The organism is Nocardioides sp. YIM 152315, assembly GCF_029210375.1.
GTDB lineage: Bacteria > Actinomycetota > Actinomycetes > Propionibacteriales > Nocardioidaceae > Nocardioides.
Map to the genome: position 1 here is coordinate 211,926 of NZ_JARGER010000042.1, position 21,702 is coordinate 233,627.

23 protein-coding genes are annotated in these 21,702 nt (G+C 73.1%); all 23 read left to right on the forward strand.

The features are described 5' to 3' along the window. The first annotated feature begins 24 nt into the window (after positions 1-24). The 23 genes from PZ894_RS18660 (at position 25) to PZ894_RS18770 (ending at position 21,689) form a co-directional block, all read left to right on the forward strand. Entirely contained in the window at positions 25-1,389 is a 1,365-nt protein-coding gene (locus PZ894_RS18660) for a replication-associated recombination protein A (RefSeq protein WP_275747111.1), read from the forward strand. An 82-nt stretch (positions 1,390-1,471) separates the two neighbouring features. Further along, positions 1,472-1,966: a hypothetical protein gene (locus PZ894_RS18665; protein ID WP_275747112.1), complete on the forward strand. Its 495-nt coding sequence runs from the start codon at positions 1,472-1,474 to the stop codon at positions 1,964-1,966. A 70-nt stretch (positions 1,967-2,036) separates the two neighbouring features. Then, positions 2,037-2,339 (forward strand): DUF6167 family protein, encoded by a 303-nt coding sequence (locus PZ894_RS18670; protein WP_275747113.1) that lies wholly within the window; start codon positions 2,037-2,039, stop codon positions 2,337-2,339. Beyond that, positions 2,339-5,011, forward strand: a complete 2,673-nt coding sequence (gene alaS, locus PZ894_RS18675; protein WP_275747114.1) for an alanine--tRNA ligase — start codon at positions 2,339-2,341, stop codon at positions 5,009-5,011. The genes PZ894_RS18670 and alaS overlap by 1 nt, the downstream gene beginning before the upstream one ends. Before the next feature lie 14 nt (positions 5,012-5,025). Next, positions 5,026-5,496, forward strand: a complete 471-nt coding sequence (gene ruvX / locus PZ894_RS18680) for a Holliday junction resolvase RuvX (protein WP_275747116.1) — start codon at positions 5,026-5,028, stop codon at positions 5,494-5,496. Continuing rightward, positions 5,493-6,671, forward strand: a complete 1,179-nt coding sequence (gene mltG / locus PZ894_RS18685; protein WP_275747118.1) for an endolytic transglycosylase MltG — start codon at positions 5,493-5,495, stop codon at positions 6,669-6,671. The genes ruvX and mltG overlap by 4 nt, the downstream gene beginning before the upstream one ends. 11 nt (positions 6,672-6,682) lie before the next feature. Beyond that, positions 6,683-7,498 carry a shikimate dehydrogenase gene (locus PZ894_RS18690; protein WP_275747120.1) on the forward strand — a complete coding sequence of 272 codons (816 nt, stop codon included), beginning with the start codon at positions 6,683-6,685 and terminating at the stop codon, positions 7,496-7,498. Further along, a complete protein-coding gene (locus PZ894_RS18695; protein WP_275747122.1) occupies positions 7,495-8,205 on the forward strand; it encodes an A24 family peptidase in 711 nt (236 codons plus the stop codon). Before PZ894_RS18690 ends, PZ894_RS18695 begins: the two co-directional genes overlap by 4 nt. A gap of 40 nt (positions 8,206-8,245) precedes the next feature. Beyond that, positions 8,246-9,424: a chorismate synthase gene (gene aroC, locus PZ894_RS18700; protein ID WP_275747124.1), complete on the forward strand. Its 1,179-nt coding sequence runs from the start codon at positions 8,246-8,248 to the stop codon at positions 9,422-9,424. Then, positions 9,421-9,921, forward strand: a complete 501-nt coding sequence (locus tag PZ894_RS18705) for a shikimate kinase (RefSeq protein ID WP_275747126.1) — start codon at positions 9,421-9,423, stop codon at positions 9,919-9,921. Before aroC ends, PZ894_RS18705 begins: the two co-directional genes overlap by 4 nt. Further along, on the forward strand, positions 9,918-11,009 hold the full coding sequence (aroB, locus tag PZ894_RS18710) for a 3-dehydroquinate synthase (RefSeq protein WP_275747128.1): 1,092 nt from the start codon (positions 9,918-9,920) through the stop codon (positions 11,007-11,009). The genes PZ894_RS18705 and aroB overlap by 4 nt, the downstream gene beginning before the upstream one ends. Continuing rightward, complete coding sequence (locus PZ894_RS18715) at positions 11,006-11,446, forward strand: type II 3-dehydroquinate dehydratase (protein ID WP_275747129.1); 441 nt, start codon at positions 11,006-11,008, stop codon at positions 11,444-11,446. Before aroB ends, PZ894_RS18715 begins: the two co-directional genes overlap by 4 nt. Positions 11,447-11,651: 205 nt before the next feature. Further along, positions 11,652-12,215 carry an elongation factor P gene (gene efp / locus PZ894_RS18720; RefSeq protein WP_275747131.1) on the forward strand — a complete coding sequence of 188 codons (564 nt, stop codon included), beginning with the start codon at positions 11,652-11,654 and terminating at the stop codon, positions 12,213-12,215. Beyond that, complete coding sequence (nusB, locus tag PZ894_RS18725; RefSeq protein WP_275747133.1) at positions 12,215-12,622, forward strand: transcription antitermination factor NusB; 408 nt, start codon at positions 12,215-12,217, stop codon at positions 12,620-12,622. Before efp ends, nusB begins: the two co-directional genes overlap by 1 nt. A 16-nt stretch (positions 12,623-12,638) precedes the next feature. Continuing rightward, on the forward strand, positions 12,639-14,012 hold the full coding sequence (locus tag PZ894_RS18730; RefSeq protein WP_275747134.1) for an NAD(P)/FAD-dependent oxidoreductase: 1,374 nt from the start codon (positions 12,639-12,641) through the stop codon (positions 14,010-14,012). Beyond that, entirely contained in the window at positions 13,957-14,787 is an 831-nt protein-coding gene (locus PZ894_RS18735; protein ID WP_275747135.1) for a DUF1206 domain-containing protein, read from the forward strand. Before PZ894_RS18730 ends, PZ894_RS18735 begins: the two co-directional genes overlap by 56 nt. 13 nt (positions 14,788-14,800) lie before the next feature. Beyond that, the gene (locus tag PZ894_RS18740; RefSeq protein WP_275747136.1) at positions 14,801-16,093 is read left to right on the forward strand and encodes an NAD(P)/FAD-dependent oxidoreductase; all 1,293 of its coding nucleotides are present in this window, start codon (positions 14,801-14,803) and stop codon (positions 16,091-16,093) included. 80 nt (positions 16,094-16,173) lie between these two features. Then, positions 16,174-17,478 (forward strand): hypothetical protein, encoded by a 1,305-nt coding sequence (locus PZ894_RS18745; protein WP_275747137.1) that lies wholly within the window; start codon positions 16,174-16,176, stop codon positions 17,476-17,478. Between the two features lie 14 nt (positions 17,479-17,492). Next, positions 17,493-18,506: an NADPH:quinone reductase gene (locus tag PZ894_RS18750; RefSeq protein WP_275747139.1), complete on the forward strand. Its 1,014-nt coding sequence runs from the start codon at positions 17,493-17,495 to the stop codon at positions 18,504-18,506. 61 nt (positions 18,507-18,567) lie between these two features. Then, complete coding sequence (locus PZ894_RS18755) at positions 18,568-18,744, forward strand: hypothetical protein (RefSeq protein ID WP_275747140.1); 177 nt, start codon at positions 18,568-18,570, stop codon at positions 18,742-18,744. Between the two features lie 91 nt (positions 18,745-18,835). Then, entirely contained in the window at positions 18,836-19,432 is a 597-nt protein-coding gene (pyrR, locus tag PZ894_RS18760) for a bifunctional pyr operon transcriptional regulator/uracil phosphoribosyltransferase PyrR (protein WP_275747141.1), read from the forward strand. Beyond that, entirely contained in the window at positions 19,429-20,370 is a 942-nt protein-coding gene (locus PZ894_RS18765) for an aspartate carbamoyltransferase catalytic subunit (RefSeq protein ID WP_275747142.1), read from the forward strand. The genes pyrR and PZ894_RS18765 overlap by 4 nt, the downstream gene beginning before the upstream one ends. Then, the gene (locus PZ894_RS18770; protein ID WP_275747143.1) at positions 20,367-21,689 is read left to right on the forward strand and encodes a dihydroorotase; all 1,323 of its coding nucleotides are present in this window, start codon (positions 20,367-20,369) and stop codon (positions 21,687-21,689) included. Before PZ894_RS18765 ends, PZ894_RS18770 begins: the two co-directional genes overlap by 4 nt. Positions 21,690-21,702 lie beyond the last annotated feature (13 nt).

The following is a 21,702-nucleotide window of genomic DNA, read 5'->3' on the forward strand; positions in this document are numbered from 1 at the left end:
CCGTCCACCTCGTAGGCTGAGCACGTGGACGAGGGACTCTTCGCCGCCCCCGGCGCCGGCTCCCGGCCCGGGGGCGGCGGCTCCCTGAACGCGAACACGCACGCGTCGGCGCCACTCGCCGTACGCATGCGTCCGCGCACCCTCGACGAGCTCGTCGGCCAGGAGCAGCTGCGGGCCCCCGGCTCGCCGCTGCGGCGGCTGGTCGAGGGCGACCAGCCGATGTCGCTGCTCCTCTGGGGGCCGCCGGGCACCGGGAAGACGACGATCGCGTCCATCGTCAGCCGGCAGACCGACCGTCGCTTCGTGGAGGTCTCCGCGGTCTCCGCCGGCGTGAAGGAGGTGCGGGCCGCGATCGACGCGGCCCGCGCCGAGCTCGTCGCCGGCGGTCGCGAGACGGTCCTCTTCGTCGACGAGGTCCACCGCTTCTCGAAGGCGCAGCAGGACGCGCTGCTCCCGGGCGTCGAGAACCGCTGGGTCACGCTGATCGCCGCGACCACGGAGAACCCGTTCTTCAGCGTCATCTCGCCGCTGCTGTCGCGCAGCCTGTTGCTCCGCCTCGAGTCGCTGACCGACGACGGCGTCCGCGCCGTGCTGGAGCAGGCGATCGGCGACGAGCGTGGCCTGGCCGGCGCGGTCAAGGTCGAGGAGGAGGCGCTCGAGCACCTCGTCCGGCTGGCCGGGGGCGACGCCCGCCGGTCGCTGACCTACCTGGAGGCGGCGTCCGGCGCGGCCGTGGCGCAGGGGCTGGACCGGGTCGACCTGGCCACGGCCGAGACCGCCGTCGACCGTGCGGCCGTGCGCTACGACCGCCAGGGCGACCAGCACTACGACGTCGTCAGCGCCTTCATCAAGTCCGTCCGCGGCTCCGACGCCGACGCCGCGCTGCACTACCTGGCCCGGATGATCGAGGCGGGGGAGGACCCCCGCTTCATCGCGCGGCGGCTGATGATCCTCGCCTCGGAGGACGTCGGGCTCGCCGACCCGACGGCGCTGCAGACCGCGGTCGCCGCCGCCCAGACCGTGCAGCTGATCGGCATGCCGGAGGCCCAGCTCACCCTCGCGCACGCGACCATCGCCCTCGCGGTCGCGCCGAAGTCGAACGCCGTGACGACCGCGATCGGCGCCGCGCTCGCCGACGTGCGCGCCGGCAGGATCGGGCAGGTGCCGCCGCACCTGCGCGACGCCCACTACGCGGGAGCGAAGAAGGTCGGCCACGGCGCGACCTACAAGTACAGCCACGACGAGCCCTTCGGCATCGCCGAGCAGCAGTACGCGCCCGACGCGGTGCTCGACCGCGAGTACTACCGGCCGACGTCCCTGGGCGCCGAGGCCGCGATCAAGGAGCGCTGGGAGCGGGTGCGGCGCCTGATCCGCGGCGAGCGAGGCTGACCCGCCCGAAACTTTCGGGCGGGTCGGCGTGAAGTTTCGGGCGGGTCAGCCTTTGCCGTGACGCGCGATAGGGTCGGGGACCATGCAGGACTGGATCGTGCCCACGGCGGCGGGGCTCCTTGCGCTGACCGCCCTGGCACTCGGTGTCGCGCTGGTGCGCGCCCGGTCCCGCACCGAGCGCGAGGTCGCGGCCGCGCGCGCCGAGACCGCCGTGCTGCGAGCCCAGCTCGACGAGCTCGAGCGGCGGATCTCGCGGCCGGCGCCACGCTCGTCGTCCCAATCCGAGTTCGTGATCACGAACCTCGGTGAACCGGAACCGGAGTCGGAGCCGACGACGCAGGTCGGCGGCGCGCTCTTCGCCGACCTCGTGCTGCGCGAGACCGTCGTGAAGGCCGCCGGTCTCGCCCATGGCGTACGCCGCGCGCTCGACGCCGAGACCCGCAACCGGATCCGCTTCGAGATGAGGCGCGAGGTCCGCCGCGCCCGCAAGCAGCGCAAGGTCGACACCCGGGAGGCCCGCCGCGAGTGGGAGGCCCGCCAGCGGGCCGGCCTCGACGGGGAGGGCTCGGCGGCATGAGCTCACCCCACGAAACTGCGGACTTCCCCCGCTCCGCTCCTCCAGTCCACACTTTCGCGGGGACCCCGGCATGAGGCGCGGGCTCTGGTTCGCGGCCGGAGCCGGCACCGCCATCTACGCGATGGTCCGGGGCAGGCGCGCGGCCGAGGCGTTCACCGTCGACGGCCTCAAGGACCGCCTCGGCGCCCTCGAGGTGGGGGCCCGGATGCTGCGCGACGAGGTCGCGCAGGGGCAGGCCGAGAAGGAATCGGAGTTGCGCGAGCGGCTCGGGCTCGTGCCTCATGGAACCCCCGAGCTCACCGGCGGTCGTCACAAGGCGGCCGGTCCGGTCCCGACGGGCTCGACCACCGATGGACAGGAAGGCAGCAACTGATGGAGACCGCGGAGATCCGCCGCCGGTTCGTGGCTCACTTCGAGTCGCACGGACACACGCCGGTGCCGTCCGCCTCGCTGCTGCTCGACGACCCGAACCTGCTCTTCGTCAACGCCGGCATGGTGCCGTTCAAGCCCTACTTCCTCGGACAGGAGAAGCCGCCCTACCCGCGCGCCACCAGTGTGCAGAAGTGCGTGCGCACCCCCGACATCGAGGATGTCGGCAAGACCACCCGGCACGGCACGTTCTTCGAGATGTGCGGCAACTTCTCCTTCGGCGACTACTTCAAGCAGGGCGCCATCGAGCTCGCCTGGGAGCTCGTCACCAAGCCGATCGCGGACGGCGGCTTCGGCTTCGAGGAGAGCCGGCTCTACCCCTCGATCCTCGACGGCGACGACGAGGCGCTCGGCCTCTGGAGGAGGATCACCGGGCTGCCGGACGAGCGGATCATCCGCCTCGGCCCCAAGGAGAACTACTGGTCGATGGGCGTCCCCGGGCCGGGGGGCCCGTGCTCGGAGATCCTTATCGACCGCGGGCCGGCGTACGGCCCCGACGGCGACTTCTCCGCCGAGGACCGCTACCTGGAGTTCTGGAACCTCGTCTTCATGCAGGACGAGCTGTCCGCGGTGCGGTCCAAGGAGGACTTCGACATCGCGGGCTCGCTGCCCAAGCGCAACATCGACACCGGCATGGGCCTCGAGCGCGTGGCGTTCATGCTCCAGGACGTCGACAACATGTACGAGATCGACGTGATGTTCCCGGTCATCGAGCGAGCGATGGCGCTCACCGGCCGCCGCTACGGCGCCGACCCCGAGGACGACGTCCGGTTCCGCGTGGTCGCCGACCACGTCCGCAGCTCGATGATGCTGATCGCCGACGGCGTCACCCCCGGCAACGAGGCGCGCGGCTACGTGCTGCGCCGGCTGCTGCGCCGCGCGGTCCGCTCCGTGCGTCTGCTCGGGTACGACGACCCCGCGCTGCCCGAGCTGCTGCCGATCAGCCGCGACAAGATGGGCGAGACCTACACCCAGCTGCACCAGGACTGGGAGCGGATCTCGACCGTCGCCTACGCCGAGGAGCAAGCCTTCCGGCAGACGCTGCGCGCCGGCACCCAGATCTTCGACCTCGCCACCACCGAGGTGAAGCAGTCCGGTGGCACCCAGCTCTCGGGCGACCGGGCGTTCGCGCTGCACGACACCTACGGGTTCCCGATCGACCTGACCCTCGAGATGGCGTCGGAGCAGGGGCTCTCCGTCGACGAGGAGGGCTTCCGCCGGCTCATGAACGAGCAGCGGCAGCGCGCCAAGGACGATGCGCGCTCGAAGAAGGGCCAGCACCGCGACGCCACGGCGTACCGCGAGGTCGCCGACTCGATGGGCCGCGCCGTGGAGTTCACCGGCTACGACCTGACGGTCGACGAGGGCACCGTGCGCGGCATCGTCTCCTCGGGCGGCGTGGTGGCGTCGGCCGGCCCCGGCGACGAGATCGAGCTGGTCCTCGACCGCACGCCCTTCTACGCCGAGGGCGGCGGCCAACTCGCCGACCAGGGCGTCATCGAGCTCGCCAACGGCGCGCGGCTCGAGGTGCACGACGTGCAGTCGCCGGTGACCGGCCTGATCGTGCACAAGGCCAGGGTCCTCGACGGCGAGGTGAGCGCCGGGCTCGGTGCGCACGCGCTCGTCGACCTCGAGCGGCGCCGATCGATCTCGCGCTCGCACACCGCGACCCACATGGTGCACAAGGCCTTCCGCGAAGCGCTCGGCGAGACCGCCACCCAGGCCGGCTCGGAGAACTCCCCGGGACGCTTCCGCTTCGACTTCTCCGCGACCGGTGCCGTCCCCGCGTCGGTGATGGCCGACGTCGAGGCGCGCGTCAACGAGGTCGTGCTCGAGGACCTCGCGGTCGAGGCCGAGGTCATGAGCCAGGCCGAGGCGGTGAGGTCGGGCGCGATGGCGCTCTTCGGCGAGAAGTACGGCGACCGCGTGCGGGTCGTCTCGGTCGGTGACTGGGCGCGCGAGCTCTGTGGTGGCACGCACGCCGGCAGCTCGGGCAAGCTCGGCGTCATCAAGCTGCTCGGCGAGTCGTCGATCGGCTCCGGCGTACGCCGGGTCGAGGCGCTGGTCGGCAGCGACGCCTACCGCTTCCTCGCCCGCGAGCACGTGCTGGTCAACCAGCTCTCCGAGGTGCTCAAGGTGCGCCCGGAGCAGCTGCCCGAGCGCGTCAACGACATCGTCGAGAAGCTGCGTGCCGCCGAGAAGGAGATCGAGAAGGTCCGCGTCGGGCAGCTGCTGGCCGCCGGTGGCGCGCTCGCCGCCGGCGCGGCGAAGGTCGGGCCGGTCAACCTGGTCGCCCACCGGGCCGACGGTGCGGGCGGGGGCGACGTGCGCACGCTCGCCCTCGACGTCCGCGGCCGGCTGCCGCAGGGTGAGCCGGGCGTCGTCGTGGTGATCGGTGCACTCGACGGCAAGGTCTCGGTGGTCGCCGCTCTCAACGACGAGGCCCGGGCCCGCGGCCTGAGCGCCAACGACCTGGTGCGCGCGGTGGGGCCGCTGGTCGGCGGCAAGGGCGGCGGCAAGGCCGACGTGGCGCAGGGCGGGGGCACCGACGCCTCCCGCCTCGACGAGGCCATGGCGGTCGTGACCGCCGAGGTCGGCCGCGTCGCGGCCGGCTGACGGACCCGGTCGCCATGCGCCACGGCGTACGCCTCGGCATCGACCCCGGGGACGCCCGCATCGGGGTCGCGCGCAGCGACCCGTCCGGGTTCCTCGCCACCCCCGTCGAGACCGTGCGCCGCGGCAAGGGCGACCTCGCCCGGATCGCGCGGATCCTCGCCGCCGAGCAGGAGGAGTCCACGGTCGTGGAGGTGGTGGTCGGCCTGCCCCGGTCGCTCTCCGGGGGCGAGGGGCCGGCCGCCCGGAAGGTGCGGGAGTTCGCGGCCGCACTGGCCCGGAGGGTCGCGCCCGTGCCGGTGCGACTGGTCGACGAGCGCATGACCACGCTTTCCGCGGAGGCTATGCTGCGCGACCAGGGCCGCAAGGGGGGCAAGCGGCGAGCCGTCGTCGACCAGGCTGCCGCCGTCCTCATCCTGCAGCACGCACTGGACGCCGAGCGCGCGACGGGGGACGCGCCGGGGGAGACGCTCGAGGAGACTTCATGACGGACGAGTACGACGCGGACCAGGGGTCCGCTCCGCTCATCGACGGGTCGTCGGACGACGGCACGCCGTACGAGCCCGGCCGTCGACGCTCGCGCAAGCGACGCAGCGTCCCGGGCTGCCTCGCCGTCATCGTCGCGCTGGCCGTCATCGTCGGCGGCTTCTACTTCGTCGTCACCTGGGGGATCGACAAGATCGGCGACCAGTTCTCCTCCGCGGACGACTACCCGGGTCCGGGCCACGGCAACGTCACGTTCCAGGTGCACAGCGGCGACACGGCCGCAGTCATGGGCCGCAACCTCAAGAGCGACGGCGTGGTCGCCTCGGTCGAGGCCTTCATCGACGCCGCCAACGCCGACCCGGAGTCCAACGGCATCCAGGCCGGCTACTTCCCGCTCAAGAAGGAGATGGCCGCCGCCGACGTCGTGGACGTCCTCGTCGACCCCTCGAACATGGTGAAGGACACCGTCACGTTCCCCGAGGGCCTGCGGGTCGTCGACATGGTCAAGATCCTCGCCGAGCAGACCGACTACTCGAAGAAGGACTTCGAGAAGGTCCTCGACAAGCCCGACAAGCTCGGACTGCCCGACTACGCGGACGGCAATCCCGAGGGCTACCTCTTCCCGGCGACCTACGACTTCGGTCCCGACGCCACTCCCGAGTCGATGCTGACCGACATGGTCGACCGGTGGAGGCAGGCGGCGGAGGACGCCGACCTCGAGGCGGCGGCCGCCGACCTCGGCTACACGCCGCAGGAGCTGATGACGGTCGCCAGCCTCGTCGAGGCCGAGGGGCGCGGCGACGACATGCCGAAGATCGCCCGCGCCATCTACAACCGGCTCCAGCCCGACAACACCGAGACCAACGGGCTGCTGCAGATCGACGCGACCGTCAACTACGCGCTCGGACGCAACCTCGGCGTCGCGCTGACCGAGGAGGACCTCGCGGTCGACTCGCCGTACAACACCCGCCTCTACCCGGGGCTGCCCCCGGGCCCGATCGAGGCTCCCGGCGACGACGCCATCAACGCGGCCCTCAACCCCGCCGAGGGCCCCTGGTACTACTGGGTGACGGTCAACCTCAAGACCGGCGAGACGAAGTTCGCCACCACGCTCGACGAGTTCAACGAGTACAAGGCCGAGTTCCTGCAGTACTGCGAGACCTCGGAAGCCTGCTGAGCGGGCGACCCATGCGCTGTGCCGTCCTGGGCGATCCGATCGCCCACTCGCTGTCGCCGGTCCTGCACCGCGCCGGGTACGCCGCCGCGGGGCTCACCGACGTCAGCTACGACTCCGTGCAGGTCGGCGAGGCCGCGCTCGCGGCGTACGTCGACGGCCTCGGTGCGCAGTGGCGCGGACTGTCGCTGACGATGCCGCTCAAGCGACTCGCGCTCGACCTCGCGCCGCGCGTGGCCGACCGGGCCCGGCTCGCGGGTGGCGCCAACACGCTGCTGCTCGAGCAGGGCAGGCCGGTGCTGGCCGACAACACCGACCTGCCCGGCGCGGCCGCCGCCGTCAGGGAGCGGTACGACGGCCCGGTCTCCGCGGTCACCGTGCTGGGCGGCGGGGCGACGGCGGCGTCGACCGGACTGGCGATGTGCGACCTCGGTGCGCGGAGGGTGCGGCTCCTCGCGCGGTCCGCCGACCGTGCCGCCGCCACCGCCGCGGCGGTGGCCGCCCATCCCGCTGCGCCGACGGTGGAGGTCGGCGCGCTCGCCGACGGTGTCGTCGACGGCGAGGTCGTCGTCTCCACGATCCCCTCCGAGGCCCAGAGCGCCGACCTGGTCGCCCGGGTCGCGGAGGCGCCGGTCGTCTTCGAGGCGCTCTACGACCCGTGGCCGACCCCGCTCGCGGCGTCGGCGGACGGCCGCGTGCTGGTCTCCGGACTCGACCTGCTCGTGCACCAGGCGGTGCTCCAGTTCGAGATGTTCACCGGCGTCCCCGCGCCGCTCGAGGAGATGCGGACGGCCGGTGAGACCGAGCTCCGGGCCAGGCACCACCCGTGAGCAGTGACCTGGCGGCGGCCGGGCTCGGCGCGGCCGCCTGCGGCGTGGGCGCGCTCGGTGTGCCGACCCTGATCTCGCGGATCCCGGAGCCCGCGTCCGCCGAGCCCGGCGACCCGCCCCGCTACGCACCGGTGGCCACCCGTCCGGGCCTGGCCCGAAGGGCCGTCGTCGTCGCCGCCGTCTGCGGTGCCGTCGTGGGCGCGTCCGTGGGGATGTCGTGGCCGCTGCTCTACCTGCTGCCGCTGGTGCCGGTCGCCGTCGCGCTCGGGATCGTCGACCTGCACACGCACCTGCTGCCGACGAGGGTCATCTGGCCGGCGCTGGCGGTCACGGCGGTCCTCGCGCTGGTCGCCGCGCTGCTCGACGACGACCTCGACGCCGTCGTCCGGGCGGCGATCTGCGGCGTCGTCCTGTTCGCGTGCTTCCACGCGCTCTGGTGGCTCCACCCGGCGGGGATGGGCTACGGCGACGTGCGGCTCTCCGCGCTGGTCGGCTTCGCTCTCGGCTACCTCGGCAGGCTCGAGCTCCTGGTGGGCGTGTACGCAGCGTTCGTCGTCTTCGCGCTGCTCGGTCTGGTCCGGGCGGTCGTCCGTCGCGACCGCGGGGCGCTGCGCACGGCGCTGCCCTTCGGGCCGTTCCTGCTCGGCGGCGCGCTGGTCGGGGTGGCCGTCGGCGGCTACGTCTGGTCGAGTCTCGTCTCCGGGTGACCGGGGCGTCGCGTCGTACCGACCGTGAAACACTGACCCCATGCTGCGCTGGCTGACCGCGGGCGAGTCCCACGGCCCCTCCCTGGTCGCGATCCTGGAGGGGCTGCCCGCCCACGTCCGGGTGACCTCCGACGACATCGCCGACGCCCTCGCGCGGCGGCGGCTGGGCTACGGCCGCGGCGCGCGGATGAAGTTCGAGCAGGACGAGGTCACCCTCGTCGGCGGCGTCCGCCACGGTGCGACCCAGGGCGGGCCGGTCGCCGTCGAGGTCGGCAACACCGAGTGGCCGAAGTGGGAGAGGGTGATGTCGGCCGACCCGGTCGACCCCGTCGAGCTCGAGGCGCTGGCCCGCAACGCGCCGCTCACCCGCCCGCGGCCGGGTCACGCCGACCTGGTCGGCATGCAGAAGTACGCCTTCGACGACGCGCGCCCGATCCTCGAGCGCGCCTCGGCGCGCGAGACCGCGGCCCGGGTCGCCCTCGGCCGGGTGGCGTCGAACTTCCTCGAGCAGGCGGTCGGCGCCCGCGTCGTATCCCACGTCATCGAGCTCGGCGGAGTCCGGGCGCCCGCCGGCAGCTGGCCCCGGCCCGACGACGTCGCGCGGCTCGACGACGACCCGGTGCGCTGCCTCGACCCCGACACCAGCAAGCTGATGGTCGAGCGCATCGACCAGGCCCACAAGGACGGCGACACGCTCGGCGGGGTCGTCGAGGTCGTCGTGCACGGCCTGCCGCCCGGCCTCGGGTCGCACGTGCACTGGGACCGCCGCCTCGACGCCCGCCTCGCCGGCGCGCTGATGGGCATCCAGGCGATCAAGGGAGTCGAGGTCGGTGACGGCTTCGAGCTCGCCGCGACCCCGGGGTCCCTCGCGCACGACGAGATCGTGCCGACGCCGGAGGGCATCCGGCGCGTGAGCGGCCGCTCCGGCGGCACCGAGGGCGGCATGACCACCGGGGAGATCCTCCGCGTCCGGGCCGCGATGAAGCCGATCGCCACCGTGCCGCGCGCGCTGCGCACCGTCGACGTCGCGACCGGCGAGGAGACCGTCGCCCACCACCAGCGCTCCGACGTCTGCGCGGTCCCGGCCGCGGGCATCGTCGCGGAGGCGATGGTCGCGCTGGTGCTGGCCGAGGCCGTGCTGGAGAAGTTCGGCGGCGACTCCGTGCAGGAGACCCGGCGCAACGCCGAGTCCTACCTCGACACGCTGCGCTACCGATGATCGTGCTCATCGGCCCGATGGGGGCGGGCAAGACCACGGTCGCCGGCCTGCTCGCCGAGCGCCTCGTCACGTCGGTGCGCGACACCGACCACGACGTCGAGGAGACCGCGGGTCGCAGCGTCTCCGAGATCTTCGTCGACGACGGCGAGGCGGCGTTCCGCGCCCTCGAGCGCGCCGCCGTGGCGGAGGCGATCGCCACCCACGACGGCGTGGTCGCGCTCGGCGGCGGCGCCGTGCTCGACGCCGGCACCCGCGAGCTGCTCGCCGGACACGACGTCGTCTTCCTCCGCGTCGGGCTCGCCGACGCCGTGAAGCGCGTCGGGCTCGGCACGTCGCGCCCCCTGCTGCTCGGCAACGTCCGCGGCCGCATCAAGGCCCTCCTCGACGAGCGCACCCCGGTCTACGAGTCGCTGGCCACGCTCGTGGTCGACACCGACGGCCGGCCGCCGCAGGAGATCGCGGACGAGATCGTCACCGCCCTGGCGGCCCGCCCGTGAGCGCGACCGTCATCCCCGTCGCCGGGCCCGAGCCGTACGACGTCGTGGTCGGCCACGGCGTGCTCGACCGGCTGCCGGGCCTGCTCGGCGCGGGCGTCACCCGGGTGGCGGTCGTGCACTCCGAGCGCCTGGACGCGAGCGAGGTGGCCGGCTCCCTGGCCGCGACGTACGACGTGCTCGACCTGCCGGTGCCCGACGGCGAGGCGGCGAAGACGGCCGCGACGGCGGCGGCCTGCTGGGAGGCGCTCGGCGCGGCCGGCTTCACGCGGTCGGACGCAGTGGTCACCTACGGCGGGGGAGCGACGACCGACCTGGGCGGCTTCGTGGCGGCCACCTGGCTGCGCGGCGTGCGGGTCGTGCACGTGCCGACCTCGCTGCTGGGGATGGTCGACGCGGCGGTGGGTGGCAAGACCGGCATCGACACCGGCGCCGGCAAGAACCTCGTCGGCTCCTTCCACGAGCCAGCCGGCGTGCTCTGCGACCTGGCGACGCTCGCGAGCCTGCCGAGGGAGGAGCTGGTCGCGGGCCTCGGCGAGGTCGTCAAGTGCGGCTTCATCGCCGACCCGGTGATCCTCGACGTCGTGGAGTCCACCGACCCGGCGGACCTGGCCGCCCGGTCCACGCAGCTGCGGGAGCTCGTCGAGCGTGCGATCCGCGTCAAGGCCGAGGTCGTCGCCGCCGACCTGAGGGAGACCGGGGGTGCCCACGGGCATCCCGGCCGCGAGGTGCTCAACTACGGCCACACCCTGGCCCACGCGATCGAGCGCACCGAGGACTACCGGGTCCGGCACGGCGAGGCCGTCGCGATCGGCTGCGTCTTCGTCGCTGAGGTCGCCGGTCGTGCCGGCCTGCTGGCGCCCGACGTGGTCGCGCGGCACCGCGCGGCCTTCGGGCGGGTGGGGCTGCCGACGACGTACGACGGCGCGCCGTTCGAGACGCTGCTCGCCGCCATGAAGGTCGACAAGAAGGCGCGCGGCACCCTGCTGCGACTGGTGGTGCTGCACGACCTCGCCCGTCCCGCCGTCCTCGCCGGACCGGACGAGGACCTGCTGCGCGCCGCCTACGCCGCGATCGGAGGGTCGTCATGACGGAGACCAGGAGCGTCCTGGTCCTCAACGGACCCAACCTCGGGCGGCTCGGCCGCCGCCAGCCGGAGATCTACGGCAGCACCACGCACGACGAGCTCGCGGACCTCTGCGTCGGCTGGGGCCGCGAGCTCGGCCTCGAGGTCGAGGTGCGACAGACCAACCACGAGGGCGAGATGCTCGACTGGCTCAACGCCGCCGCCGACGACGCCACGCCGGTCGTGCTCAACGCCGGCGCCTGGACCCACTACTCGTACGCGATCTTCGACGCCTGCGGTCAGCTGGTCGCCCCGCTGGTCGAGGTGCACATCTCCGACCCGCACCAGCGGCCGGAGGAGTTCCGGCACACGTCGGTGGTCACGCCGTACGCCACCGAGGTGATCGCCGGCCACGGCATCGACGGCTACCGGCTGGCCCTCGAGGTCGTCGCCCACGGTTGAGTCGGGACTTCCTGACACTCGAGTCGGGAGTTCTGACCACTCGAGTCGGGAGTTCCTGCTCGCTGGACGGCATCAAGTCCCGATTGAACCGTCAGAAGTCCCGATTCAACGCTCGACGGCGCTGCCGATAGACTCGTGCGTTGGCGCCTCCATCGGGGGGGCTGGCCCACGAACCCACCCGACGTACGAAGGCTGACACGCGCGCATGGCATCCACGAACGACCTCAAGAACGGCATGGTTCTCAACATCGACGGTCAGCTCTGGTCGGTCGTGGAGTTCCAGCACGTGAAGCCGGGCAAGGGACCCGCCTTCGTGCGCACCAAGCTGAAGAACGTCGAGTCCAACAAGACCGTCGACAAGACGTTCAACGCCGGCACCAAGGTCGACACCGCCACGGTCGACCGCCGCACGATGCAGTACCTCTACAACGACGGCTCGTCGTACGTCTTCATGGACGTCCAGTCCTACGAGCAGCTCGAGATCGCGCCCGAGATCGTCGGCAACGCGAAGAACTTCCTGCTCGAGAACCAGGACGCGATCGTCGCCACCAACGAGGGTCGCGTGCTCTTCATCGAGCTCCCCGCGTCGGTCGAGCTCCTGATCACCTTCACCGAGCCCGGCCTGGCCGGTGACTCCGCCACCGGCCGCACCAAGCCCGCGACGCTGGAGACCGGTCACGAGATCCAGGTCCCGCTGTTCATCAACCAGGGTGAGAAGGTCAAGGTCGACACGCGCGACTCGTCCTACCTGGGCCGCGTGAAGGGCTGATGGCCGCTCGCACCAAGGCGCGCAAGCGCGCGCTCGACGTCCTCTTCGCCGCCGACGTGCGCGGCGAGTCGGCGAGCGACGCGCTCGAGCGCGCGATCGCCGATGGTGAGAGCCCCACCAACGACTACACCGCCGTGCTGGTGCGCGGCGTGGAGGAGCGCCGGGCCCGTATCGACGAGGTGCTCTCGGAGTACGCCGAGGGCTGGACCCTCCAGCGCATGCCCGCCGTCGACCGCAACGTGCTGCGGCTCGGCGTCTGGGAGCTGCTGTACGCCGACGACGTGCCCGACGCGGTCGCCGTCAGCGAGGCGATGACGCTGGTCACCGAGCTGTCGACCGACGAGTCGCCCCAGTTCGTCAACGGCGTGCTGGGCGCCGTCCAGCGCAACAAGGCGACGCTCGCCTGACCCCTACGCTGAGTCCATGACTGAGCGTGAGGTGGACCTGGTCGTCATCGGCACCGGCCCGGGCGGTGAGGCGCTCGCCACCGGCGCCGCGAAGGCCGGGCTCGACGTGGTCGCCGTCGAGAAGCACCTCGTCGGAGGCGAGTGCCCCTACTACGGGTGCATCCCCACCAAGATGATGGTGCGCGGCAGCGACGTGGTCGCGGAGGTACGCCGGGCCGCCGCGGTCGCCGGCGAGGCGACGATCTCCCCGGCCTGGTCCGCGGTGGCGCGGCGCATCAACGAGGAGGCGACCACCGGCTGGGACGACTCGATCGCGTGGGACCGGCTGCTCGACGCGGGGGCGACGGTCCGCCACGGCGTCGCCCGGCTGACCGGCGTCGGCCGGGTGGCGGTCGACGTCGCCGGCGAGCTCCAGACCTTCACGGCGCGCCGGGGCGTGGTGCTCAACCCGGGCACCCGCCCCGCGATCCCGCCGATCGACGGGCTCGCGGACACGCCGTACTGGACCAACCGGGACGCCGTCCGCGCCACCGAGCTCCCCGGCTCCGTCGTGATCGTGGGCGGCGGAGCGATCGGCTGCGAGCTCGCGCAGGTGTTCGCGCGCTTCGGCGTCCGCGTGACCGTCGTCCAGCACGGCCTGCGGCTGCTCGCCGCCGACGAGCCGGAGGCGAGCGCGCTGGTGGCGGAGGCCTTCGCCGCCGAGGGCATCCGGGTGCTGACGGGGGTCGAGCCCCGGCGGGCGTCGTACGCAGACGGCTCGTTCACCCTCGACCTCGACACGGGAGAGCAGCTGAGCGCCGACAAGCTGCTGGTGGCCGCGGGCCGGACCCCGAACCTCGACGACCTCGGGCTCGAGACCGTCGGCCTCGACCCGGCGACCCGGGTGCTGGAGACCGACGAGCGGCTGCGCGTCCAGGAGCGGCTGTGGGCGATCGGCGACGTCACCGGCAAGGGCGCCTTCACCCACGTCTCGATGTACCAGTCGGCCGTCGCGCTGCGCGACGTGCTGGGGGAGGAGGGCGCCCCGGCGCGCTACCACGCGGTCCCGCACACGACGTTCACCGACCCGGAGGTCGGGGGTGTCGGGATGACCGAGCAGCAGGCCCGCGACGCCGGACTGTCCGTGCGCACGGGGCTGACCCGGCTGGAGCAGTCGTCGCGCGGTTTCACCCACGGCCCTGGTGGGCACGGCGTCATCAAGGTCGTCGAGGACGCCGACCGCGGGGTGCTCGTCGGCGCGACCGCGATGGGGCCGGCGGGCGGTGAGATCCTCGGCTTCCTGGCCGTCGCGGTCCACGCGGAGGTCCCGGTCGACACGCTCAGGACGATGATCTATGCCTACCCCACGTTCCACCGCGCGATCGAGTCGGCGCTCGCCGATCTCTCCTGACAGCGGCTGGATCGAGCACGTCGCACGCGTCGGACTCGTCGCCTACGCCGTCGTCTACCTGCTGATCGCCTGGCTGGCGATCCAGCTCGCCCTCGGCGACAGCGAGGGCAAGCCGTCGAGCAGCGGCGCGTTCCGCGAGCTGGCGCAGCAGCCCTTCGGCGACGTGCTGATCTGGGTGGTCGCCGTCGGGCTCTTCCTGCTCGCGGCCTGGCAGCTGCTCGAGGCCGCGGTCGGCCACCGCGACGAGGAGGGCGCCACGCGCGCCGGCAAGCGAGTGGCCTCGGTCGGCAAGGCCCTCGTCTACGTCGCCATCGGCGCCAGCGGAGTCAAGGTCGCGGTCGGCTCCGGGTCGTCCGGCCAGGGGGAGGAGACGTGGACCGCCCGGCTGATGAGCGCCCCCGCCGGACAGGTCCTCGTCGGGCTGGTGGCCCTGGGGATCATCGGCTTCGGGCTCGTCGAGATCTACCGCGCCTGGACCGACAAGCTCGCCGAGAAGCTCGACGCCGAGGGCCGCAGCGGCAGGTCCGGCACGGCCTACCTCGCCTTCGGCAAGATCGGCTACACCGCACGGGGCGTCGCGTTCGCCATCGTCGGCGGCCTCGTCGGCTACGCCGCCGTCACGCACGACGCGTCGAAGTCCGGTGGCCTCGACCAGGCGCTCATGGAGGTCCTCCAGCAGCCCTTCGGGCCCGCGCTGCTGTGTGCGATCGGCATCGGGCTCGCCTGCTTCGGGGTGTTCACGCTCGCCCAGGCGCGGCATCTCTCCGGCGACTGACAGGGTGGTCGGCATGACGGACCAGGTCGACGTGGTGGTGCTGGGCCTCGGGTCGGGGGGCGAGTACGCCGCGCGCAAGCTCGCCGAGGCGGGCCTGACGGTCGTCGGCGTCGAGCGCGACCTCGTGGGTGGCGAGTGCCCGTTCTGGGGCTGCACGCCCTCGAAGCTCCTGATCCACTCGGCCCAGCGCGGGCAGCCGTGGTCGCGCGCCGCGGATCGGATCCGCGAGGCCAACCACGACTGGAGCGACCACACCCACGCCGGCCCGCTGGAGGAGGCGGGCGTGCGGATCGTGCGCGGCCACGGGCGCCTGGCCGGCCCGGGGCGCGTCGAGGTGGCCGGCGCGACGTACGACGCCCGCCTCGGGGTGCTGCTCAACACGGGCACGGAGCCGTCGGTCCCCGACCTCGACGGGCTCGCCGGCACGCCGTACTGGACCAACCGCGACGTGATGCGGCAGACCGAGCCGCCCGAGACGCTGGCGGTCCTCGGCGCCGGGCCGATCGGGTGCGAGCTCGCCCAGGCGTTCGCGCGCTTCGGCACCCGGGTGACCATGCTCGAGATGCGTGACCGGATCCTCTGCCCGGAGGAGCCCGAGGCATGCGAGGTCGTCACCCAGGCGCTGCGCCGCGACCGCGTGGAGGTGCGCACCGGCGTCGAGGTGACCGGCGTCCGTCACGACGGCACGTTCGCGCTCGCGGTCGGTGACGACACCGTCGTCGCGGACCGGCTGCTGGTTGCCACCGGCCGCAGCATGCACCTCGCCGACATCGGGCTGGAGACTGTCGGGCTCGACCCGGGCGCCGACCACCTCGAGACCGACGAGCGGATGCGGGCGGGGGAGCGGCTGTGGGCGGTCGGCGACATCACCGGGCTGGGCGCCTACACCCACCTGTCGCTCTACCAGGCCCGGATCGCGGTGCGGGACCTGCTCGGGGAGGACGGCCCGTGGGCCGACCACCATGCGATCAGCCGGGTCACCTTCACCGACCCCGAGGTGGGTGCGGTCGGGATGACCGAGGAGCAGGCACGCGAGGGTGGCCTCCGGGTGGCGGTCGCCCGCGCCGACATCGCCGCCTCGAGCCGCGGATGGATCGCGGAGGCAGAGGGCGTCGTCAAGGTGGTCGCCGACGCCGACCGGGGCGTGCTGGTGGGCGGGACCGTCGCCGCGCCGTACGGCGGCGAGGTGGTCGGGCTGCTCACGGCCGCCGTGCACGCGGCGATCCCGGTGACGACGCTCCGGGAGATGCAGTACGCGTACCCGACGTTCCACCGGGCGATCGCCCGGGCCCTCGCCGACCTGTGACCCGAACGCGCGTGTGACTCATCTGTTTTGGGGGAAGGACGTTGGCTGTGCAGGACCGTCCTGCCGACGAGGGAGGAACGATGTCGCAGGAAGCATGGCGCTCCGGGGGCTCGCGACACGATGCCGACGACACCAGTGACCGGCTCTACACGCCGGACGACTTCGCGGCGTACGCCGCGCGGCGCGACGCCCGGCAGGGCGGCGCCGGCGGACGCGAGCCGTTGACGTACGGCGATCCGCTCACCGACGGCCCGGGCGACCCGCTGACGGACCCGCTGCCGGGTACCGAGACGCCGTCTCCCGGGTCGGAGATCGTCGCGCGGCCGACCACGCCGCCGCCGTCGTACCGCCCGGCGACGCCGCCGCCCGCGGCCCCGCCGCCGGCGCACGTGGGCCACCAGCCGGAGGCCGCGCCCGAGCCGGCCGCGGACGAGCCGGACCTGCGGCGCTTCATGTCCGCCACCGACTTCCTCGACCGCCGCGACGCCGACCAGGACCTCGGACCGGCGACCTGGGGCTGGCGGGGCGCGATGCGGCGCTGGACCGGCGGCCTGGTCAACCCGCGGATGGGCGCCGAGGAGCGCGGCTACCTCGAGGACCGCCGGCTGATCCAGCGCGACTTCGACGGGCCGCGCACGATCGCGTTCATCAACCCCAAGGGCGGCGCGGCCAAGACCACCGGCGTGCTCGCGGCGGGCTACACGTTCGGCACCGTCCGCGGTGGTGGCGTGGTCGCCTGGGACAACAACGAGACCCGCGGCACGCTCGGCATCCGCGGGACCCGCAGCGCCCACCGCAACACCACCCGGGAGCTGCTGGAGGACCTCGAGCGGTTCACCGACGTCTACCAGTCCCGCATCGGCGACCTCGGCGCGTTCGTGCGGTCGCAGGGCGACGCCCACTTCGACGTGCTCGCCTCCGACGAGCGCCCCGACGTGACCGGCACGATCCGGGCCCAGGACTTCGACGCCGTCCACAAGCTGCTCGAGCGCTTCTACCGGGTGATCCTGATCGACACCGGCAACAACATGCGCGCCGAGAACTGGCTCGCCGCCGCCGGCGCCGCCGACCTGCTCGTGGTCACCTCGACGGTCCGCGAGGACACCGGCTACAGCGGGCTGTGGATGCTCGACGCCCTCCAGGACGCCGGCTACCAGAACCTCAAGCACAAGACGGTCACGGTGCTCTCCGACCCGTCCGCGACGGTTGACAGCAAGCTCGCCGACGACCTGGTCGACGTCTACGAGCAGCGCACCCGCGGCGTCTACCGGGTGCCCTACGACCCGGCCCTCGTCGCCGGCTCCGTGGTGCCCTACTCGCAGCTGTCCCACCACACCCGGATGGAGTGGCTCAAGGCCTGCGCCGGGATGGCGGCGGCGCTGTAGGCCATGCTGTAGCCATGCGCGCAGTCGTCTACCGCGAGACCGGCCCGTCGAGCGTCCTCCAGGTCGTCGAGCGCGACCTGCCGGAGCCCGGACCCGGTGAGGTGCGGGTCCGCGTCGTCCGCGCCGGGGTCAACCCGACGGACTGGAAGTTCCGCGCCGGCATGATGAGCGGGTACGCCGAGGTCACGCCCGGCCACGACGGCGCCGGCGTCGTCGACGCGGTGGGCGACGGCGTCAGCGGGTTCGCGGTGGGGGACCGGGTGTGGCTCGTGCTGGCCCAGCACGGCCGGGCCCACGGCACGGCGGCGGAGCACACCGTCCAGCCGGCCGCGAACGTCGTACCCCTCCCCGAGGGCGTCGACTTCGACCTCGGCGCCAGCATCGGCGTGCCCGCCGTGACCGCGCACCGCGCGCTCACCGCCTCGGAGTTCGGCCCCGCGCGACTCGGCCCGGGTGCCCTCGACGGGCGGGTGGTGCTCGTCGCCGGGGGCGCGGGAGCGGTCGGCAACGCGGCCGTCCAGCTCGCGCGCTGGGCGGGCGCGACCGTGGTGGCGACCGTCAGCAGCGACGAGAAGGGCGCACTCGCCGTCGCGGCCGGCGCCCACCACACCGTCAACTACACGGTCGGCGACCCCGCCGACGCGATCCGGACCTTCGCGCCCGACGGCGTCGACATCGCCGTCGAGGTCGCGCCGGCCCAGAACGTCGACCTCGACCTCGACGTCGTCAAGGTGCACGGCCTGGTCTCGATCTACGCCAACAACGGCGGGGACCAGATGACCATGCCGCTGCGCGCGGCGTTCGGGAAGAACCTGCGCTTCCAGTTCGTGATCCTCTACACGCTCGACCCCGGCCTGCTCCGGGCCGCGGTCGACGACGTCGGCGCGGCGGTCGCCGACGGCGCCCTGCGGGTCGGCGACGCCGCGGGCCTCCCGCTGCACCACTACCCGCTCGAGGAGACGGCCGCGGCGCACGACGCGGTCGAGGGTGGCGTGGTCGGCAAGGTGCTGATCGACGTGACCGACTGACGACTCCACAAACGGACGGCGTCAGGTGGCGGCGTCGTGCGCCCTGGGGGACACTGACACCGTGAACGACGCGCAGACCTGGACCCTCATCGGGGGATTCTTCGCCCTGGTGGTGGCGATGATCGCCCTGGTCCTGCGCACCGTGCGGGCCGAGCTCTCGGTCGTGAACGTCAAACTCGACCACCTCGATCGCGACGTACAGGCCCTCACTGATCGGCTGATGCGCGGACGCGAGTGATCCGGGGAGGCCCGCGCGTTTGCTAGGCTCCGCCGCGCAAGACCTTTTTTAACGAGCCGTCCCGTGAGGCGGAGAAGGAGGTCCGAGGTCGTTGTCTGCGCACCCTCAGTCCAGCCCGTCGGCGTCGCCCGACGGGTCCCGCGTCGTCCTCGACGCCGGTGACATCCAGCGGGCGCTGACCCGCATCTCCCACGAGATCCTCGAGCGCAACAAGGGCGCCGACGACCTCGTCCTCCTGGGCATCCCGAGCCGCGGCGTCCCGCTCGCCCGCCGGATCGCCGAGCGGATCGCCTCCGTCGAGGGGTACGCCGTGCCGGTCGGGTCGCTCGACGTGACGATGTACCGCGACGACCTGCGCCTCAAGCCCGCGCGGGCGCTGCTGCCGACCGAGATCCCGCCGGGCGGCGTCGACGGCCGCACCGTCGTGCTGGTCGACGACGTGCTGTTCTCGGGCCGCACCATCCGCTCCGCGCTCGATGCGCTCAACGACATCGGCCGGCCGCGCGCGGTGCGGCTCGCGGTGCTCGTCGACCGCGGCCACCGGGAGCTGCCGATCCGCGCCGACTTCGTCGGCAAGAACCTGCCCACCTCGCTGGTCGAGCGGGTGAAGGTCACGCTCGCCGACGTCGACGACGTCGACGCGGTCACCATCCAGGGCGTCGCCGGCCAGGAGGTGGAGGCTCGGTGAAGCGCCACCTGCTCAGCGCGGGCGACCTCGGTCGCGACGACGCGGAGCTGATCCTGAGCACCGCCGCGGAGCTCCGCGAGCTCGCCGACCGGCCGATCAAGAAGCTGCCCGCGCTGCGCGGCCGCACCGTGGTCAACCTCTTCTTCGAGGACTCCACCCGCACCCGCATCTCCTTCGAGGCCGCGGCCAAGCGGCTGTCCGCGGACGTCATCAACTTCGCCGCCAAGGGCTCGAGCCTCTCCAAGGGCGAGAGCCTCAAGGACACCGCGCTGACCCTCGAGGCGATGGGCGCGGACGCGGTCGTCGTACGACACGGCGCCAGCGGCGCGCCCCACCGCCTCGCCCACTCGGGCTGGGTCCGCTCCAGCGTCGTCAACGCCGGCGACGGCACCCACGAGCACCCGACCCAGGCACTGCTCGACGCGTTCACGATGACACGGCACCTGGGCAGACTGGACGGGCGCCGGATCGCCGTCGTCGGCGACGTGCTGCACAGCCGGGTCGCCCGCTCCAACGCGCTGCTGCTGCACACGCTCGGCGCCGAGGTCACCCTGGTCGCGCCGCCCACCCTGCTGCCGGTCGGCGTCGAGACGTGGCCGGTGGAGGTGTCCTACGACCTCGACGCGGTGATCCCGAAGGCGGACGCCGTGATGATGCTGCGGGTCCAGCGGGAGCGCATGAACGGCGGGTTCTTCCCGACCGCGCGGGAGTACTCCCGGCGCTACGGCCTCGACGGGCGCCGGATGGCGACCCTCCAGGACCACACGATCGTCATGCACCCCGGGCCGATGGTCCGCGGCATGGAGATCACCGCGGACGTCGCCGACAGCGACCGGTCCGTGATCGTCGAGCAGGTCACCAACGGCGTCGCCGTCCGGATGGCCGTGCTCTACCTGCTTCTGGGCGGCAGCGCCCCCGCCGTCGGAGGAGACGAGTGAGCACTACCTATGTGATCAAGAACGTCGCCGTCCTCGGCGGGGAGCCGACCGACCTGCTGCTCCGGGACGGGATGATCGCCGGCATCGAGGAGCCCGGTGGTGTCGAGACAGGCGCCAGGGCGCCTTCCTCGACCACCGAGCTCGAGGTCGTCGACGCGACCGGGCTGATCGCGCTCCCCGGCCTCGTCGACCTGCACACCCACCTGCGCGAGCCGGGCCGCGAGGACGCCGAGACCGTCGAGACCGGCACCCACGCGGCCGCGCTCGGCGGCTTCACCGCCGTGCACGCGATGGCGAACACCGAGCCCGTCGCCGACACCGCGGGCGTCGTGGAGCAGGTCTGGCGCCTGGGTCGCGAGGCCGGCTACTGCGACGTCTTCCCGGTCGGCGCGGTCACCGTCGGCCTCCAGGGCGAGCGGCTCGCCGAGCTCGGTGCGATGGCCGACTCCGCGGCTCGGGTCCGGGTCTTCTCCGACGACGGCAAGTGCGTCAGCGACGCGGTGCTGATGCGCCGGGCGCTGGAGTACGTCAAGGCGTTCGACGGCGTCGTCGCCCAGCACGCCCAGGAGCCGCGGCTCACCGAGGGCGCGCAGATGAACGAGGGCGACCTCTCCGGACGGCTCGGGCTCGCCGGCTGGCCCGCGGTGGCCGAGGAGGCGATCATCGCCCGCGACGTGCTGCTCGCCGAGCACGTCGGGTCGCGGCTGCACGTCTGCCACGTCTCCACCGCCGGCTCGGTCGAGCTGATCCGCTGGGCGAAGGCCAAGGGCGTCCAGGTCACCGCTGAGGCCTGCCCGCACCACCTCCTGCTGACCGACGACCTGGCCGCGACGTACGACCCGATCTACAAGGTCAACCCGCCGCTGCGCACGGCCGCCGACGCGGAGGCGCTCCGGGCCGGGCTCGCCGACGGCACCATCGACATCGTCGCCACCGACCACGCGCCGCACCCCCACGAGGACAAGGACTGCGAGTGGGCGGCCGCCGCCTTCGGGATGCTGGGCCTCGAGACCGCGCTCTCGATCGTGCAGCAGACCATGGTCGACACCGGCAGCCTCGACTGGGCCGGGGTCGCCGAGCGGATGTCCCATGCCCCGGCGCGGATCGGTCGGGTCTCCGACCGGCACGGGCGTCCGGTCGCCGTCGGCGAGCCGGCCAACGTCGTGCTCTACGACCCGGCGGCCCGGCGCACGATCGAGCCGAGCGAGTCCGCCAGCCTGAGCCGCAACACGCCCTATCGAGGCATGGAGCTGCCGGGCCGCGTCGTGGCGACGTTCCTGCGCGGGCGGGCGACGGTGCTCGACGGCAAGCTCGCCTGACTGCGCTACTGAC

Bases quoted from the DNA above. Each gene is read 5' to 3' on its own strand.
- PZ894_RS18665 (WP_275747112.1), top strand. From the start codon at position 1,472: ATGCAGGACTGGATCGTGCCCACGGCGGCGGGGCTCCTTGCGCTGACC.
- PZ894_RS18670 (WP_275747113.1), top strand. From the start codon at position 2,037: ATGAGGCGCGGGCTCTGGTTCGCGGCCGGAGCCGGCACCGCCATCTAC.
- alaS (WP_275747114.1), top strand. From the start codon at position 2,339: ATGGAGACCGCGGAGATCCGCCGCCGGTTCGTGGCTCACTTCGAGTCG.
- ruvX (WP_275747116.1), top strand. From the start codon at position 5,026: ATGCGCCACGGCGTACGCCTCGGCATCGACCCCGGGGACGCCCGCATC.
- mltG (WP_275747118.1), top strand. From the start codon at position 5,493: ATGACGGACGAGTACGACGCGGACCAGGGGTCCGCTCCGCTCATCGAC.
- PZ894_RS18690 (WP_275747120.1), top strand. From the start codon at position 6,683: ATGCGCTGTGCCGTCCTGGGCGATCCGATCGCCCACTCGCTGTCGCCG.
- aroC (WP_275747124.1), top strand. From the start codon at position 8,246: ATGCTGCGCTGGCTGACCGCGGGCGAGTCCCACGGCCCCTCCCTGGTC.
- PZ894_RS18705 (WP_275747126.1), top strand. From the start codon at position 9,421: ATGATCGTGCTCATCGGCCCGATGGGGGCGGGCAAGACCACGGTCGCC.
- PZ894_RS18715 (WP_275747129.1), top strand. From the start codon at position 11,006: ATGACGGAGACCAGGAGCGTCCTGGTCCTCAACGGACCCAACCTCGGG.
- efp (WP_275747131.1), top strand. From the start codon at position 11,652: ATGGCATCCACGAACGACCTCAAGAACGGCATGGTTCTCAACATCGAC.
- nusB (WP_275747133.1), top strand. From the start codon at position 12,215: ATGGCCGCTCGCACCAAGGCGCGCAAGCGCGCGCTCGACGTCCTCTTC.
- PZ894_RS18730 (WP_275747134.1), top strand. From the start codon at position 12,639: ATGACTGAGCGTGAGGTGGACCTGGTCGTCATCGGCACCGGCCCGGGC.
- PZ894_RS18735 (WP_275747135.1), top strand. From the start codon at position 13,957: ATGCCTACCCCACGTTCCACCGCGCGATCGAGTCGGCGCTCGCCGATC.
- PZ894_RS18740 (WP_275747136.1), top strand. From the start codon at position 14,801: ATGACGGACCAGGTCGACGTGGTGGTGCTGGGCCTCGGGTCGGGGGGC.
- PZ894_RS18745 (WP_275747137.1), top strand. From the start codon at position 16,174: ATGTCGCAGGAAGCATGGCGCTCCGGGGGCTCGCGACACGATGCCGAC.
- PZ894_RS18750 (WP_275747139.1), top strand. From the start codon at position 17,493: ATGCGCGCAGTCGTCTACCGCGAGACCGGCCCGTCGAGCGTCCTCCAG.